A 16,621-nucleotide genomic window follows, 5' to 3' on the forward strand; every position below is an offset into this window, starting at 1 on the left:
TTCAGATGTGTGATTTCAGATTTTGGCTAGGTCGGTCAGAAAAGAAATCTGACATCCGAAATCACAAATCTGAAATCCAAATGGCCTTGCAAGGTACGCCTCCGGGGCCGGCCCTGCTAAAAAATGTAGCTTAAAATTTTAAGAGCGCCAGGAGCCGGGGCGCCGCGTCGCAGGGGCGTAAGGTAGGGAGCGGGCGCTGCCGGGCCATGGGAAAAAACCCACGATTTTCTGTGTTTTTTCCCGCGGACGCACCCGCCGGCCACCGTACCTTAACGCCATGGTCCAGCTCAACCTCCGCTTCTATGCCCTCTGTATGGCCCTGTTCAGCGTCCTGCTCGTCTGCATCTTCTCGCTTACGTCCGTTATGTACGACTGGCGCACCTATTGGGTCGATGCCCTCGGTTTCTTCGTGTTCGGCAACGCCTACGCCATCAGCGCGGGCCTCATGGCCTTTTACGAGGAGTATATGCCCGATCCGCGCCGCTACGTGCGCCTCGCCTTCGGCCTCGCGGCCATCCCCACGGCGATCTTCTTCTATGCCTTTTTCGTGCTGGCGACAAGCATCTAGCCTTCTCCCGGCAAGCCCTTCCTGTTCGCTGTTCCAACAAAGCGACGCGTCATGACGCGTCGGTACGTCCGTTGATTTGGATCCTGCCCCTGTTCCCCGTTCCCTGTTCCCCGTTCCTTGTTCCTTATTCCCTGTTCCTTGTTCCCTGTTCCTTGTTCTTCCCCCCATGGCTGAAGCCATGGGCTGGTTGAATTCGAAAACCCACGGCTGAAGCCGTGGGCTGGTGGGGAAATCGAACACCCCGACATGCGACACTCACTGTTTCCTTTTCGACATGCCACAAAAAAGCCCCGGCAGGTTTGCCGGGGCTTTCTATATCCGAATGCCGGTCTACAGTTTCACGAGCTTCCGCTGCACCTGCTCGCCGCTGCGGGCGTCCGCCACCTGCACCAGGTAGGTGCCCGCGGACAGGCCCGTAAGGTCGAGCGTGTAGCTGCTGCCACTGAAGGTAGCGGGCCGCGCCACGGGAATGCCCCCTGCATCGAGCACACGCACCGTGTAGGTACCCGTTGACTTTGCATCCAGGAAAAGCGTCGCCCGGCCCTGGGTGGGGTTCGGCCCCAGCACGAGCTTCGACAGCAGTACGGCCGTACGGGCCGCTGCTTCGGCGCTGCCGTTGCCGCCTTGCTGCGCGATGCAGTTGGCGACCCCGTACTGGAAGCTCACGGGTGCCGACACGCACTTGTTGGCCGTGGCGGTCACCGTCACCGTGGAGGTTAGGGTGGATGCCGTGGCATTCTGCGTCACAAAGGCGGGGATGCTGCCCCTGCCCGAGGTGGCGGCAAGGCCGATGGCGGCCGGTGTGCGGCTCCAGGTGTACGCTGCGCCCGGCACGTTGGCCGAGAAGGAGACCGCTGCGGCCGTCACGCCCGTGCAATAAAGCTGGTCGGCGATGGCGGTCACCACTAGGCGCGGCTGCACCGTGATGCGGAAGGTGAACGGCTTGCCGCTGGGGCAGCCACCGCTTCCGAGCGGCGTCACCGTAATGCCGGCCGTTACCGCACTGCTGCCGTTGTTCGTGGCCGCGAAGGCCGGGAGGCTCGTGCCCGTGCCGGAAGCGGGGAGGCCGATCGAGGGGTCGGAGTTCGTCCAGGAGTAGCCGGAGGCCGTGCCGCTGAACGGGAGGGCCGGAACCGCCTCGCCGGCGCAGTACACCGCGTTGGGGATCGCATTCACCGTAGTGGCTGCGCTGATGCTGATCGTGGTGGTGGCCACCTGGGCGCAACCGCCACCGCCCACGCCCACCGTGTAGGCAACCGTGTAGGTGCCGGGCTGCGAGTGGGCCAGGTTCACCTCACCGGTGGTGGCATCGAGCGCGAGGCCTGCGGGAGCGGTGAACGTACCGCCCGCCGAGCCCGAGCGCTGCACGGCGGCATGGCCTGCCGGGCAGTAGGGCGAGGCGGGGTAGGCGATCGTGCCGGCCGAGGGCGTCACCGTGAGGGTGAAGGTGGCAGGCGTACCCGCGCAGCCGCCGCTCACCGGCGTAACCGTTACCGTCGACACCTGCGTGCTGCCGGTATTGTTGACGGCTACGAAGGCAGGGATATTGCCCGTGCCTGCCGTGGCAAGACCGGTGGCGGTATTGTCGTTCGTCCACGAATAGGTGGTGCCGGCGATGTTTCCGCTGAAGGCCACCGGTGTGCTGAGCGAACCGGCGCAGAGCGCACTGCCCGCTACGGCATCTACCGTCGGTGCCGGCTTCACGGAAATCCGGAACGTCATCAGCTTGGAGGCGCAGCCGCCCGTGTTGGCGGCCACCGTAATGATGGCCACCTGCGTGGTCGTGCCCGCATTGAGCGCCGTAAAGGCAGGGATAGTACCCGCACCCGAAGCAGGCAGCCCGATCGACGGGTTGTCGTTGACCCAGGTATAGGAGGTACCCATGCCCGAGAAGGCGATGGCGCCCACCGTGCTTCCGGCGCAGACCACCTGGTTGGGCACGGGGCTAACCGAGGGCAGCGCGTTGATGACCACTGTGGCCGTTGCCTGCACGGGCGGGCAGGAGCCTGCGGCGGCAAGGGTATAGGTCACGGTGTAGGTGCCCGGAGCAGACGCATTCAGGTTGATCGCACCCGTAGCGGCATGGAGGCTCAGCCCGGCCGTTGTTGAATAGACCCCTCCGGTGGTGCCGGTAAGCGTCACCGAAGCGAGGCCGGTGGCGCAATAGGGCGAGCCGCTGTAGGCGATGGAAGCCGTAGCGGGCAGGGCCAGTACCAGGTTGCTGCCGTTGTCGGTGCCTTCGAAGGCCGGGTCGGTGGCCACCACACGGATGCGGTAACCGGTGCCCGGGGCCGTAGCGGCCGGGATCGTGGCCGTGAGCGAGCCGCCGTTGCCCTGGCCGATGATTACGGGCGCTGCGAAGGAGCCCGATGCATCGGAGAGCTGGGCCACGAAGCTGTTGGCTTCCCCGAACGTGCCGGTGGCCACATAGTTCACCGTCAGGGTGCTGCCGGCGCAAAGGCCTGCGGCAGGCACCTGCGTCGTGAGGCTGCGGCAGTCGGCCGTGAGGGCAACCACGGTTACGGTGTCGGTGAGCACGGCGCCGGCAGCATCGGATACCGTTACGATATACGTACCGGGAGCTACGGCGATGGAGTCGCCCGTGGCGCCGTTGCTCCACATCCGGTTGAAGGGAGCCTGTCCGCCCGTGATCGTTACGCGGGCAATGCCGTCGGCAGCCGTGTTGCAGGAAGCGGGAGCGCTGCTCGTTGCGAGACTCATCTGCCCGATGGGGGCCGCGGTCTCGTTGTCGCTCAGCTCAAACTCCATCGGGTCGCCGTCCACCACGCGGGCAATGATGCGGGTGTAGGCGTCGGTGACGCGCCAGTTGGCGCTCACTTCGAGGGCACCGGCCGAATCCACGGAGATGGCGCGCTGCGTGATCAGCACTTCCTGGCCGGCGTCGTTCACATAAAGCAGCTTGAACGTGGCGCCGAGGTCCTGGTAGCCGTTGTTGCGCATGCGGGCCACGATGTGCACCGTCTGGCCGGGGGCGGGCATGCGGTTGTTCACCTCCACCGTGTCCACCACGATATTGGGTGCCTTACCCACCACAATGGCGCGGGTGGCCTCGTTGTTGAGCTCGTCGGTTTCCGCGATCTCGCCATGGCGGTCCACCACCGCGCGGATCACGTGGATGCCGCGGAGCGGGGAAGACCAGGGCTGGCTCATATGCACGGTGCTCAGGTTGCCGGTGGCGAGGCCCTCGGCACGCACGGAGTCGTGCGGGTCGTTGTTCACCTGGCTGTACACCGTCAGCGAGTCGGTGCTGCCGGCGCCCCCGTTACGGTAGGAGATATCGATCGTGATGGGTTCGTCAAGATCCGGGTTCAGCTTCGAGGGCGCGATGTATTCCGAGCGCGTCAGGTAGTCGGGCATCGGGAGCACCACGTTCACGGGCACGAGGATCACGTTGTTGGCCTCGTTGCACTCCGTATAACTACCGGTGGGGTCGGCGGTGATACGCACCATGTACTGACCGGTCTGCGTGAACACGTAGGGGTTGGGCAGGCGCACGCCCAGGGGGCAGGCGCAAATGTTCGCGATCGGCGTCGTCACGGTGCCGAGGTTCAGCCAGCCGGCGATGCCGGGGCCGCTTACTTCGAACCGGACGCCAGCCGCCGTGGCCTTGTAAAGGCCGTAGTTGAGCAGGCCCGTGGCCATCGTCACCGGCTGCCCGATCGTCTGGCGGCCGTTGATGTACACGCCGCCGTTGCAGGAGGCATTGGTGACGGCGAAATCCCAGCACAGCTTCTCGGTCACGACGTTGTTGTTCTCGTTGCTTTCGCCGAGGCTATGCGCGGCGTCCACAGTCACCGTGAGGAGGTTGTTGCCATGGGCAGGTGCGGGCACCGTTATGGTTACCGGCGCCGAGGATCCGGGCGCAAGCGTGCCGTTGAAGAGGGTGCTGTGCACCGAGCCGGCCACGTTGAAGTCGACACGGATGGGACCGCTCACCGGCACGGAGCCGCTGTTCACGAGCATGGCCGTGATGCCGATATTGCCGGGATGGGCCGGGTCAGCGGGCGTTACGTCGATGTTGCCGCAGCCATACACCGTGAGGTCGGGCTGGCAGGCGTTCACCTGCACCTGGAACGACGCCGCATTGTTGCTTTCGTTGTGCTCCGCCACCGCGTTGGGCACGTCGCACTGCAGCTGGAAGGTATACACACCCGTGAAGCCGGTGTAGGTGTAGTTGAACGACACCTGCGTTTCCCACAGCGGGTTGATGTTCGACACCACCTGGTTCAGCACCGTCTCTACGTTGCCGTTGTGCAGCACCGTGAGGCGGGCGTTGAAGGCGCCTGTGGGCAGGCCTCCGAGGTTGCGCACCGTGAAGGATACGCCCGGGAAGGTGCCGCACTGGCTGGCATGGATGTAGGAGCCGTGGCTCGAGGGCGCGATGTCGGGCTGCGCCGGCAGTACTACGATGTGCTGCAGGTCGTTGTTGTTCGACTCGCTGCTGCTGCACAGCTCGGCTACCGTATTGGTACCGTCGGCCACCGTACGGATGTACGTGCTGCCGATGCTGTTGAACTGCATCGACGGCAGCGCGAAGGTCTCCGTGGCATTCACCGCGAGCGCGGGCACCGCAAACGGGCCGGGCACCGGCGTGCCTTCCGGAAGCTGGACGTGCAGCTCGTGGGCGCCGGCGGCAGCATTACCCTGGTTGGTAGTGGTAGCCGTACCGGTCAGCGACTGCCCCACCACGATGTAGCGGGTATTGTAGGCCGGGTATTGCGGCTGGATGGTGCCGGCGCTCAGCGTCACCTTCGACACGAGGTCGGGAGCCGTGCAGGCCGGCGGGATCACCACCACAAACTGCGTGGTCGTATCGCCGTCGAGCGTGAAGTCGGTGATGGTCACCTGCACATGGTAGGTACCCGGCGTGGCGGGACCATGCTGGAACGAGGCCACGTAGTCGCCGAGCGAGTTGGTGAACACGGAGCGGGTCTGGCCGGTCTCGAGGATCTTCACCGTTACGGTAGCGCCCGCGCAGGTGGAGTCGAGGAGCTGCACGGCGGTATTGCGGTACCAGGCCGTACCGGAGAAGGAGATGGCGCCGCTGCTCTGGATGGTGGCGGGGCTCGGGGCAGCCGTGATGGCGATGTCGCCCGGCAGCTGGAAGTCGCCGTTCACGAAGGGACGGATCGCCTGGTTATCGAGCTCGTTCACTTCATCCAGCACGTTGCCGTGGTCGATGAATACCTGCATCGGGCACCACATCGCCACCGGGGGCGTGGTGATCGTCCAGCTCACCTGCGTGACGCCGCTGTTGCCCGAAAGGAAGGGCACGGTGATGTCGGGGAACGTGGTACCGGCATCGTTCTGGTTTACGAGGCGCACGGTGAAATTGCCCGCATCGCGACCCGAGTTGTTGCGGATCGTGGCGGTCACCGTCAGCGGTGCGCCCGGGGCCGGGTTCGGGTTCGAGAACGTGATGTCGTTGGCGAAGATCGACACGTCTACGCGCGGCTGCACTACCGGCCCGTTGAAGGGACCGAAGGAGGTGCTGCAGCCGTTCATATCGGTAGCGGAAATGGTCGTTTGCCAGGTGGCCGACGCGGGGAGCGCGTTGGTCACGAAATAGTAGTCCTTGCCATCAGCCGTATTCTGGTCGGCGGCGTCCTTCTCCGTGAGGTAGAAGGTGCGGTCGCCGCCATTGGTGAACACGCCGTTGCCTTCGAAGTCGAGGAGCAGCTTGATGGTGTTGGATTGCGGCCCGTCGCCATCGGCATCGGTATAGCGCACCTCGAAGCGGTAGTTGCTCGTGGGCGTGCCCGAAGCCGGGCTCATCACGGAGCTCACGAAGGAAGAAGCGCCGGTGAAGGAAAGCACCGGGGCATGATTCGATCCGAAGGTCACCGTTTTGGAGGCCGACGAAGAGCAGCCATTGAAGGTAGCCGTCACCGTATAAATACCGGAAGCCGAAACCGTGATGCTGCGCGTGGTGGCACCCGTAGACCACAGGTAGCTGTCGGCGAGCGACGACGTGAGCGTTACGGTATGACCGGCACAGAGGGGCGTGCTGCCGCTCTCGGAGATCACCGGGGGCGCAGGCACGGAAGAGGCCGCTACCGTTCCGGAGGCCGTGGCCGTGCGGCCGGCGGCGTCGGTGATCGTAACGGTGTAGGTGCCGGCGGCGAGGTTCGTAAGCGACGATGTAGTAGCGCCGTTGCTCCATACGTAGGAATACGGGGGGGTGCCGCCCTGCGGTACGGCCGTTACCGAGCCGTTATCGTTGCCGCAGGTGGTGGCCGTGGCCTGTACCGTTACATATACGGCCTGCTGCACGGTTACCGTGGCCGTGGCCGTGCTGCTGTTGCCCGACGCATCGGTCACCGTAAGGGTTACCGTGTTGGCGCCGAGCTGCGCGGCCGTGAACTGGTTCGGGGTCACGGTCATCGAAGCGATGCCGCAGTTGTCGGTGGAGCCGTCGTTGACGTCGGCGCCCGTGATGCTGGCGTTGCCGCTGCCATCAAGGGTGACGCTGATGTTGCGGGTGATGGCTACCGGGGGCGTCACGTCGTTCACGGTAATAGTGAACGCACAGGAGGTGCCGCCGCATTCGTTGGTCACAAGGGCCGTTACCCAGGTAGTACCCACGGGGAAGGCCGAGCCGGGCTGGTGCGAATAGGTGACGCTGCTGTCGCTCGTAGCCGCGAAGTTCACGATGGCGGAGCAGGCGCCGGGGGCGGCATTCACGGTGATGGGCGCGGGACAGGCGAGGGCGGCGGTGAAGCCTACCTTGATGTCCTGCCCGTTGTCGGCGGAGATGAGCTCCGGATCCGAAGCCACCACGCGGATGCGGTAGTGCAGGCCGCCGGGCGTGTTGCTCGCAAGGGCCGCCTGGATGGCACCGCTGCCCGTGCCGGCGGCGGTGCCGATCACGGTGGGGTTGGCGAAGGAGCCCGACGCGTCGCTCAGCTGCACGCGGAACACGTTCGTGGGGCTATAGGTACCGGTGGCAGTAAAGGCGACGTTGAACGGCGTGTTTACGCACAACATCGTGGGCACTGCGCTGCTGATCGTGATGGTCTGGTCGAAGGCAGGCGGCACGGTGAAGTCGAAGTGGTTCACGAGGCTCCAGTTGCCGGCAGCGTCTTTGGCGCGGGCATAAAAGCGGTGCGAGCCCGCCGTAAGCCCGTTGAGCGATACGGGGATCGCGAGCTGCGACACGTCGGTGCCGGCGGGGAGGGCCACCTGCGTGGCGAGACCGCGGCCGGGGTCGTTGTCGATATAATATTCGAGCTGCACGAGTTGCGGGCGCGGGGCCGCGGCCACGTTGCCGCTGAAGGGCTTGAAGAACAGCCACTCCTGTGTGAGGCTCCAGCTACCGGCCGCATCGCGCGTGCGGAAGGCGAACTTGTGCACCCCGCTCGTGAGCGTTCCGGGGTCGATGTTGACGAGCAGGCCCGTCCTATCGGTGCCACTCACCGAAACGGGAATGCCCTGGCCGTAGCCGGGGTCGGTGTCGATGAAGTATTCGGCGGCGCTGAGCTGCGGAGCGGGCGTCGCCACCACGTTGCCGCTATACGGCTTGAAGAACAGCCAGCGGTGCGAGAGGCTCCAGGCGCCCTGCGCGTCGCGGGCGCGGAAGCCGAACACGTGCACGCCGGGAGCCAGCGTGGCGGGGTCGACGGGTATGCTGAGCGCCGGCACGGCAGCGCCGCTCACGGCTACGGGTGTGGCCGCGCCGAAGCCGGGATCCGTATCGATGTAATATTCAGCGTACACGAGGTCGGGTACGGGCGCAGCGGTGCCGCTCCCTGAATAAGGTTTGAAAAAGAGCCAGCGGTGCGCCAGGCTCCAGCTTCCCTGCTCGTCGCGGGCCCTGGCGCCCAGCACGTGTACACCAGGGGACAGGCTGGCGGGGTCTAGTTGAATGGAGAGGCCGGGAAGCTGCGTGGCCGGCGTCACCGGCAAGGCGGTGGCGGCGCCGGTGCCGGGGTCCGCATCCACGTAGTATTCCACGCGGCTGATGTTGGACTGCGCCTGCACCAGCAGGCCCATGAGTAGTAGCGGCAGGACGGCTGCAAGACGCAGTCGGGCCCCTGCCTGATTCAGGTAGCGAAACATAGGTGTGAGTTTAACCTTGACGGAAAAGAGGTGCCGAGCGCCGATCAGTTATTGCTGCGCACACTGATGGTGATGGTGTACGGGTTGGTAGTGGCGTTCAGCTGCGGGGCCGAAAGCTGGTAGATCGACGGGATGGCGGGAATGCCGCCGGGCTTGTATACGAGGCCCGCGTCGCCGCCGAAGATGCCGGCGTCGGTGGGGGTGTTGGTTCCGCTTACGCCGAAGCCGAGGGCAGGGCTGCCGGCCTTGAGCGCGAGCAGCGATTCGGAGCCGCCGTTGGTGAAGCCGTTCCAGTCCTCGAACACGTTGGCCATCGGCACGTTCAGCTGGTTGTTGGCGCCGGTGACGGTGCAGCTGGATGCAAACAGGTTATTCTCGAAAATGGCGTTGATGCCGGTGGGGCAGGCCCAGGTGGCGTTGTAGGTAAAGATGGAATTCTTCACTACGAAGGCGCCGAAAACGGGATTGTTGCCGATCATCACGTTGTTGGTATACAGGCCGGCGCTGTTGGACAGGTTGTTGACGTTGATGATGCAGTTGCTGATGTGAGCGTTGCTGACGGCGCCGTAGTTGCCATACAGGTCGATGTGGGAGGCGGTCACGGTTACGTTTGTTACCGGCACATGCACCGCGTTGGTATTGTAGCCCAGGTACACGTTGCCCGAGCAGCGCGATACGGTTACGTTCTCGGCGGCGATATAGATATTGCCGCTGATGCCCTGCACCACGGAGTTCTCGGAGCCGGCACGGAAGGAGAGCGTGCTGGTGTTGGCAGCCGCCGGAACCGCCTGCAGGCCCGGGTTCTGGGCGAGGCGGTAGCCGAAACCTACGAACACGAGGCGCTTGGTGACGGTGGCGGTTCCGCCGTAGTTGTTCTGGTACAGCTGCAGCGTATCGTTGGCAGTGGCGGCGTCTACGGCAGACTGCAGGTTCTGGTAGTCGGTGCCGGCTACCTGCGGGCCCTGGTATCCGACGCGGAGCACGCGGGCGTTGGCCGATTGGGAGAAGAGCGCTGCTCCGGCGAGCAGGCAGAAGGTCAATACTTGTTTCATATCCAGTGGTTTTAAGTTGTGACAATACGGGGCCCGTTGCCGTTGGGCGGCAACCGGTGGGGGTGGGCATGCACGTTCCGTATTTCTACGGAACAGGGCCGCCGGTAGTGTCTGAAGGAGTATAAGCAGGACGATCGGGAAGCGCGTTGGCTCGGGTCGTTCCCCGGCCTGCTGTTTTAGAAGGAAAAGCAAGCGCCGTGGAGGGTAAAAGCACCGATCGTGGGCGTAAAGGTATCCCGGCTTCCGGTGCGGCGCGCAAAAGCGGACCCAATCCTGCCCGAACTGTTGAAATCCCGGATTGAACCGTAGGGGCGCGACGATGTCCTGGCGGACATTTGTTCGCCGTTACAAAAAAAGGCCGTTCCGCGTGTGCGCATCGGCCTTTTTACAGGTCCGGTATTTCTACACGGGCAGCCGTATTTACACGGTGTCGCCTTTTTACATTTGGCGTACGGCAACATACGGTATGCCCTGCGGGAGCACTGCGGCAGCGCAGGCAACCGGAATGCGGGTGATGCACGCCGGGACCGTTGCGCTCTTTGAGGCTGTTTGCGTCAACGGATGGGCCGGCAGGGCCGCAAGCGGACCTTTTCCGCACGTCGGCGCAGCGAAGAGACAACGTGCTGAACATTTGTACTTGCATCTCCTCGTCGCGTTGTTGCACCGTTGCGCGGAGGCCGCCCCGGCCGCCGCGCCATAGGCTACGGCCGACGGCCTGCGGCCGATCATTGCAGCACTTCCGGGAAGCGCATGAACTCAAACAACCGCCATGTGGTTGGTTGCGATGGCCGGCGCTGGCCTGCCCGAGGACGTTACCGCACAGTATGGCACAGATTTGTAGCGCGTGCGGGTACCTTAAACGCAGATCTATGAACCGCTTAGCAGGCAAGGTCGCCATCGTCACCGGCGGCGCCACCGGCATCGGGGAGGCTATCTCCCGCAAGTTCGCCCGCGAGGGCGCCCTCGTCGTCGTCAACGGCTTTCCCGAAGACCCCGTCAACGATGTCGTGCGCGACATCCTCCAGGAATCGGGGCAGGCAGCGGCCTTTATCGGCGACGTGGCGCAGGAGTCGGTAGCCCTGGAATGCGTGGCCTACGCGGTGAAGACCTTCGGCAAGCTCGACATCCTGATCAACAATGCCGGCGTGTTCCCCGTAATGGAGCTCATCGAGAACTACCCGCTCGAGGCCTTCGAGTACCTGCTCAAGAACAACGTGCGCAGCGCCTACCTGATGACGCGCTACGCGGTGCCGGAGCTGAAGAAGACGCGGGGCTGCATCGTATCGGCCGGGTCGGAGTCGGGCTTCCTGGGCCTCGGAGAGAACGCAGTGTACGGCGGCACCAAGGGATTCATCCATGCCTTCACGCGCGGCGTGGCGGTGGAGCAGGCGAAGCACGGGGTTCGCGCCAACTGCGTGTGCCCCGGCGGCATCGACACCGCCTGGACGCACAAGGAGCACGGCCCCATGAAGGCGAAGCACGAGCAGATGATCATCAGCGGCACGCCCATGGGCCGCCGCGGCTCGCCGGAGGAAGTCGCGAATATCTATGTTTTCCTAGCGTCCGATGAAGCGTCCTATGTAACGGGAGCTTTGTGGACGGTCGACGGCGGCATCACCATCGGCAAGGGCCCGGTCGGGCTGGAAGCGAAGGACGCGGCCGACGCCGCGCCCAAGGGCGAGTTGGATCTAAAGCATAGCATGGATGGTGCCACGAGTATGATCCGGGGGCGGGAGCCGCAGGAGGGGTTGAAGGCGCCGTGAGGGAACGGCACGAAGTACAAACTGACACTAAAAGTATTCTAATCACCGTTGGCAAGGAAACAACTGAAAACTTCAGACAATTTTGGAAGCAGTTGTTTAATACTGTCACTATACATTAAATTTATATCTTAATAAAAGTTAGGCAATAGTTGGCTACAGGCTGACATTCACTAATTTATATTCACGTGGGTTCCACTTTCAGCACTTAAGTAATCATCAAACTTAAATATATAGGTTCGAGTACTGATTTGGTGCGTTGTTGCAAACAGAATTATTGCCTACGCTAAGAAATGAGTTCCCAAAATAATTGCTAGCACGATGAAGCAATTCTCCCGCGTTATGTGTGGTGATGGCTAGTAAGAACCTTTGAGCACGTAGAATTTCATTCTTTGTATACATCCTCCTGAATTTATAATCCACCAGCTATCTGATCACAACGACTATTTGAAAGCAAACGCAGTCTCTACTTACCGATTAAGTTGACTATAAGAACAATAGTGAAGCCATAACGTGCACATTACATTTAAGATTGGTAACTTATTAGCTCCTGCTCGATATCACGACGTTTTTGATCCTCTAAATCATATTGAGATAACATCTCTAAAATACCAATAATTTTAGCCTTACTTAGTTGGGACTTATCGATTCTATTTGCAGTTGAACGTGCTCTTTCTAACAGTTTGAAAGCATGATTTTGCGAATTGGTGTCTGCAGCTCTACAATAAGCAACTTCGTAAGCAAAGCCGATAGTCTCGGCAAGCAAACTATCTATCGCTGAATAATCTTCACGTTCCAATGTATCCAATTTTGACAGGAGGAAATCGAATGCTGAATTAATTATATTAGACTTCGCTAGCAGTTCTTTATTTGAACAATCTGCAACATCAATCGTATTTTTTGGAAGCGTTGCCCAATACCCTGCAAATTTCATAAACCAATTAAATATTTATCTATTAGAGCGGGTTAATATCAAACAAGTTTGTATTTAGTAGTAGCGTTTGTTTACCTCCACCAGTAGTTGGATAAATTCCCTGACTAGTCCAAGCTACCGTTGACTCAAACACAGTAACCTCTTTTTTTGGCACTGCCACAAACACATCAAACTCTTCAGCATGAGACGATAATGGTAGACCGTATTTTTGACCAGGATGAGTGCCAGAACTCTTCCATGCAAGATACTCACTTTCTGACATGTAATAAGGGGAAGTGGTTGGTTTCGTTGATCCTTTAGGCACCAACTTATATACTTTATCAGCAGGCGTTAGCTTCACGGGAATCGGAACATCAGATCCGGTTTTGATGACTCCTTTCAAAAATTGTTTTTTTTGCTCATTGCTCAGGTGAGCTGCATACCCTTCTAACATTTGTTCTTGAATATCTTTAGGGATATTATCCAATTCTAATCCATGGGCTTTGAACTTCATATTCTTTACCCATTCGTAAACTTTTGGAGTTTTTCTGGACATGATTGCCAACGCCTTAGGGGTAGCGCGTGCTAGTAATCTTCCAACACCTTTTCCAACACCTCCCGTTACTGCCCCCAATAAAGCACCCATGCCTGCTGCCTTTAAGGCACAGGGTACACACACATCTTCCCCTTTCATCTTGTTCGCTACCACACTCTCTACGGCGCCGCCGATAGCACCTGCGACCGCGCCAATTACGATGATTGCTCCAATACCCAAGGCCACAGGCGATGCAGCTACCCCCGCGGCCACAGCCAATGCCGCTAAGCCAGCAGTAGCCAGTCCCGTTGCCACTATCCCGGCTGTCATCGCCGCTGCCGGAGATACCCATGCAGGCATATTTCCGTCAGCGTCAATCCTGTTAAAGGGATCGTTATCGCAATAACTGTAATTCGATGCAGCCAATAACGACCAATTGGAATCCAGTGAAAGAAATGTCTGGCAATGCGGAGAATAGTATCGCGAAAGGCTGTAATGGAGCCCCGTCTCCTCATCATGGTAATGCCCAGCTAACCGCCAGGGTTGTCGGACTTTGGCTACATGCACCTTTGCTTGTCCAAAAGCGGTATAATCCGCAGACCATACCACTGTACCCCGATCGTCGGTGACTTTTGCCACCGCGTGCCGGACATCGGTATGCATCCAGTACGTGTGTCCGTCTTCCACAAAGGCAACAGGAGTAGGATTTTCCAGATCGTAGATGTAGGATCTTTTTGTTGCCGCTCCGTCCTTTTCGATGATTTCCTCGATCAGTTGCTCGCCTAGCCAAAAGAAGCGCCAGGTTTCCCGTCCGTCAGTTTTGCTGGTCCGTCTTCCGACTCCATCATAAGCATACACCCACCGCTTTACATTTGTCGACGCGCTCATCATCCTGCCCTCACTGCTGAAGGAGAGCCGCAGTAAGCCCCCTTCAGCAGTCGGCAGCGAGGTAATGTTGCCGTTTCGATCATACTCCAGGGTCGCGGCACCAATGCGTTGCGGCTCATCCATCGACCCGTACCGGATCGTTATATCCCCGGAGCTTTCCAGATTTCCCTTTATATCATAGGTAAAAACTTCTTCCCTTTGAGTGTTACTTTCATGAACCGACAGCACATGTCCATCATCGTCGTACCGGATCTGGTAATTACGATCTTTCACCGGCAGGGTGCTATCGTGCATTTTCCATGAGGTCAGTCGGAAAACAGCGTCGTATCCATATACATGCCTTGAAAGTAATCCTCCTCGCTCATCAACCAACTTCCACTCCTTCAACCCGGCAATAACTTTTCTGTCTGTGATGAGTTGGCACCCGTTAGGATAATGAATTTCCGAAAGACATTCATTCTGCCCATAATGATACGTGCAAGGCATGCCGCTTAAATTCAGGCTATGCAGCTTTCCATCGCTGTTGTATCGGTATTGGACCTCGAGGCCCGAGGGGTAGTGAATCGTGCTCAGGCGCTCTTGTTCGAAGGAAAGCCGAACTTCCCGTCCCATACGTCGCTCACCGCAGAACTGACCACCTTCATCATATAAAAACTCGAGAGTGCCTGCCCCATTCGTCACCGAGGCGGGAAGCTGAAAGTTGTTATAAGCAATACTTAAAAATTGTCCGTCTTCCCAGAGGATCTGTTCCGGGTATTGTGCTCCATAGTAGGTTCTTTTTTTCCGGCCGTTGCGCAGGGTGGTTACTTCTGCTTCTTCCTCTGCATCATAAAAGATCTTCTCTTTAGACCCATCCGCAAATTGAATCTCGCGCTCGCCACTAACCGGGTGTTCCTGAAGACGAAAACTTTGACCTAATGCATCCCTTACCGAATACTCAGTCGCTCCATTGCGGATTGCGTATTGAAATGTGGTTGTAGCCCTCCCACGGCTGGTGTAAGAAGCTACTTGCGCACTTTTATTGTAAGAGATCTGTTGCTTTCGCCCATCAGCGGAAGTAATTTCCGTAATGCGCGCCTGTGTATCGTAGGAAAATTCTGTTGATTGCCCGTTGAAAAGAATCTTGTTAATGAGATCTCCGTCATACTCAAATCCGATAGTCTCTTCACCCCCGGGCAACAACAACTCTGCTAAACGGTCTTCCCGGTCGAAGCGAAACTTGTATTCTGTTTCCGCGTTTTTGACCAGCTTATCGACCTGAAAACGCTCATCGAAATGCAGTGTAGCGCGTGAATTGTTGTTCGTTATGACCAGGCTCCTTTCATCGCCTTCTTGCGCTTCCATTCCACGAACGAGCAGTGCCTGAAGAATCTCCAGACGTTGCTTTTTGCGCACAGGAACGCGAAACGCTTCGAGTTGATCATTGGTAATAACGAACACAAAAACTTTATTTACATTTTTTCATTGCCAGAGCGCCTTTTGCAGAAGCTGATTTCGCCGTATTGAACTGCGGAGGCATCAACCCACCACCCCCACCTCCTGCCGCCGACTCGCCAATCAGCACAGTAGGGCATCCCGCCACGATCTTTCCTCCATGCGCACACTGGTCGCCCAGGCGTGCGGCGGGCTTGCCCCCGATGAGCACACCCATGGAGCCCAGCACCACTGTATCCGGCGGGCCCACGCAGGTACACATGTCGCCCATTACAGCCGCCGGCATCCCGCCGATCAGCACCGTGGGGCAGCCCGGGCCGGTGATGGGCCCGCCCACATGGGGTATGGGCGGCAGGCCCGGCGTTACCATCGGGCAGGCATGCATGTCTCCTATTCGTGCGGCAGGTTTTCCCATGGCAGTATTTTCTTCATGAATGATTTAGCGATAGCCCATCCCTTTGAGCATAGCCGCTTCTTCCTTACGACGCCCCTTGTACTCGGGCGCGTTTTCCAAGGTATTCGCCAATGCGTTATAATCCTGTTTCGTATAGCCGTCCCATACCTTCTGGAGGAAGTCGTTCTCCTTGGCGTGAAAGTTGGGCCCATACTGAAAGGCAAGCGAGGCAAGGGCCGTCTGTGCCTCCGCAGGCAGCTCGTCGAACTTCACATTTGAGTCGCGGTCGAAGTTCTTGGCCAGCACGCCTACCGTCTTTTCCTTCAGCCGCTGGTTGATGATCTTGGCATCGGTCATCGTGATCTGCACGGATGTATTATGCTGGGTCTCGAATTCCTGCAGGCTCGATACGGCTTCGTCCTTCTTCTTGCCTACAAATGGCTTCAACAGGGTTTCCAGGTGCGCCGGCAGCTTCAGCTTCGAGAACTCATGCTCGTTCATCTGGCCCAGGTCCACCCCGGCAGCGATCGTCACGCCGCTTTTCCCGATCACGGTACCCGTAGGCTTGCCGAAGCAGGTACGGTTCTCCGGGTTGATGACCGACTTCGCGGTACACACCGGCACGTAAGCTTTTGTCTTCGTGCCGCCTTCCTTATTGGAAATAAAGTCCCAATCAATTGCATATGCTCCTGCCATAATTGGTTATTTATCAGGTGATGAGTTAGGCTATCGATGTTTCAATACGGATCGCACTCCAGGTAGTGCCGCGCCGACTCCGCGTTGAACTGCACCCGCTCATTGCCCTGGTGCAGCGAGAACAGCACGCGGAGCATGCCCGCCTCGAAGCCATCGCTGACCACATACCCTTTCGCGTCCTGAGCAATCGGGTACTTGTTGCCGAAGCCGTGATTCACAGGCAACTCCTTGGCCGTGTAAACCGCCTTGTTCTTTTTTACAAACCTGGGTTCCACTCCGGTACGCATACGTTCGTTTTTTAT

The 16,621-nt window shown here is 59.5% G+C and carries 9 protein-coding genes; 2 read left to right on the forward strand and 7 right to left on the reverse strand.

Annotation, left to right across the window (positions count from 1 at the left end; translation table 11 throughout):
* Positions 1-277 precede the first annotated feature (277 nt).
* The gene (locus tag ABD937_RS21515; protein ID WP_345258035.1) at positions 278-568 is read left to right on the forward strand and encodes a hypothetical protein; all 291 of its coding nucleotides are present in this window, start codon (positions 278-280) and stop codon (positions 566-568) included.
* A 330-nt stretch (positions 569-898) separates the two neighbouring features.
* Here the strand turns inward: ABD937_RS21515 and ABD937_RS21520 are convergent, their stop codons facing one another.
* Together ABD937_RS21520 and ABD937_RS21525 are read right to left on the reverse strand one after the other, a co-directional pair.
* Complete coding sequence (locus ABD937_RS21520) at positions 899-8,647, reverse strand: CARDB domain-containing protein (protein ID WP_345258036.1); 7,749 nt, start codon at positions 8,645-8,647, stop codon at positions 899-901.
* 44 nt (positions 8,648-8,691) lie between these two features.
* Entirely contained in the window at positions 8,692-9,699 is a 1,008-nt protein-coding gene (locus ABD937_RS21525) for a hypothetical protein (protein WP_345258038.1), read from the reverse strand.
* Positions 9,700-10,568: 869 nt separating this feature from the next.
* On the opposite strand from ABD937_RS21525, the gene ABD937_RS21530 reads away from it, so the two are divergent.
* The gene (locus tag ABD937_RS21530; protein WP_345258039.1) at positions 10,569-11,462 is read left to right on the forward strand and encodes an SDR family NAD(P)-dependent oxidoreductase; all 894 of its coding nucleotides are present in this window, start codon (positions 10,569-10,571) and stop codon (positions 11,460-11,462) included.
* 523 nt (positions 11,463-11,985) lie between these two features.
* Here ABD937_RS21530 and ABD937_RS21535 read toward each other — a convergent pair.
* Genes ABD937_RS21535 through ABD937_RS21555 form a run of 5 tightly spaced genes read right to left on the reverse strand, consistent with a single transcriptional unit; the run spans position 11,986 to position 16,606 of the window.
* Positions 11,986-12,393, reverse strand: a complete 408-nt coding sequence (locus ABD937_RS21535; protein WP_345258041.1) for a hypothetical protein — start codon at positions 12,391-12,393, stop codon at positions 11,986-11,988.
* A 22-nt stretch (positions 12,394-12,415) separates the two neighbouring features.
* On the reverse strand, positions 12,416-15,235 hold the full coding sequence (locus ABD937_RS21540; RefSeq protein ID WP_345258042.1) for an RHS repeat-associated core domain-containing protein: 2,820 nt from the start codon (positions 15,233-15,235) through the stop codon (positions 12,416-12,418).
* A gap of 7 nt (positions 15,236-15,242) precedes the next feature.
* Positions 15,243-15,614, reverse strand: a complete 372-nt coding sequence (locus ABD937_RS21545) for a PAAR domain-containing protein (RefSeq protein WP_345258043.1) — start codon at positions 15,612-15,614, stop codon at positions 15,243-15,245.
* A 54-nt stretch (positions 15,615-15,668) separates the two neighbouring features.
* Positions 15,669-16,319: a pesticin C-terminus-like muramidase gene (locus tag ABD937_RS21550; protein WP_345258044.1), complete on the reverse strand. Its 651-nt coding sequence runs from the start codon at positions 16,317-16,319 to the stop codon at positions 15,669-15,671.
* Positions 16,320-16,360: 41 nt separating this feature from the next.
* Positions 16,361-16,606: a hypothetical protein gene (locus tag ABD937_RS21555; RefSeq protein WP_345258045.1), complete on the reverse strand. Its 246-nt coding sequence runs from the start codon at positions 16,604-16,606 to the stop codon at positions 16,361-16,363.
* Between the last annotated feature and the right edge of the window lie 15 nt (positions 16,607-16,621).

Origin of the sequence: Flaviaestuariibacter amylovorans, assembly GCF_039541815.1 — a bacterium.
Lineage (GTDB): Bacteria > Bacteroidota > Bacteroidia > Chitinophagales > Chitinophagaceae > Flavisolibacter > Flavisolibacter amylovorans.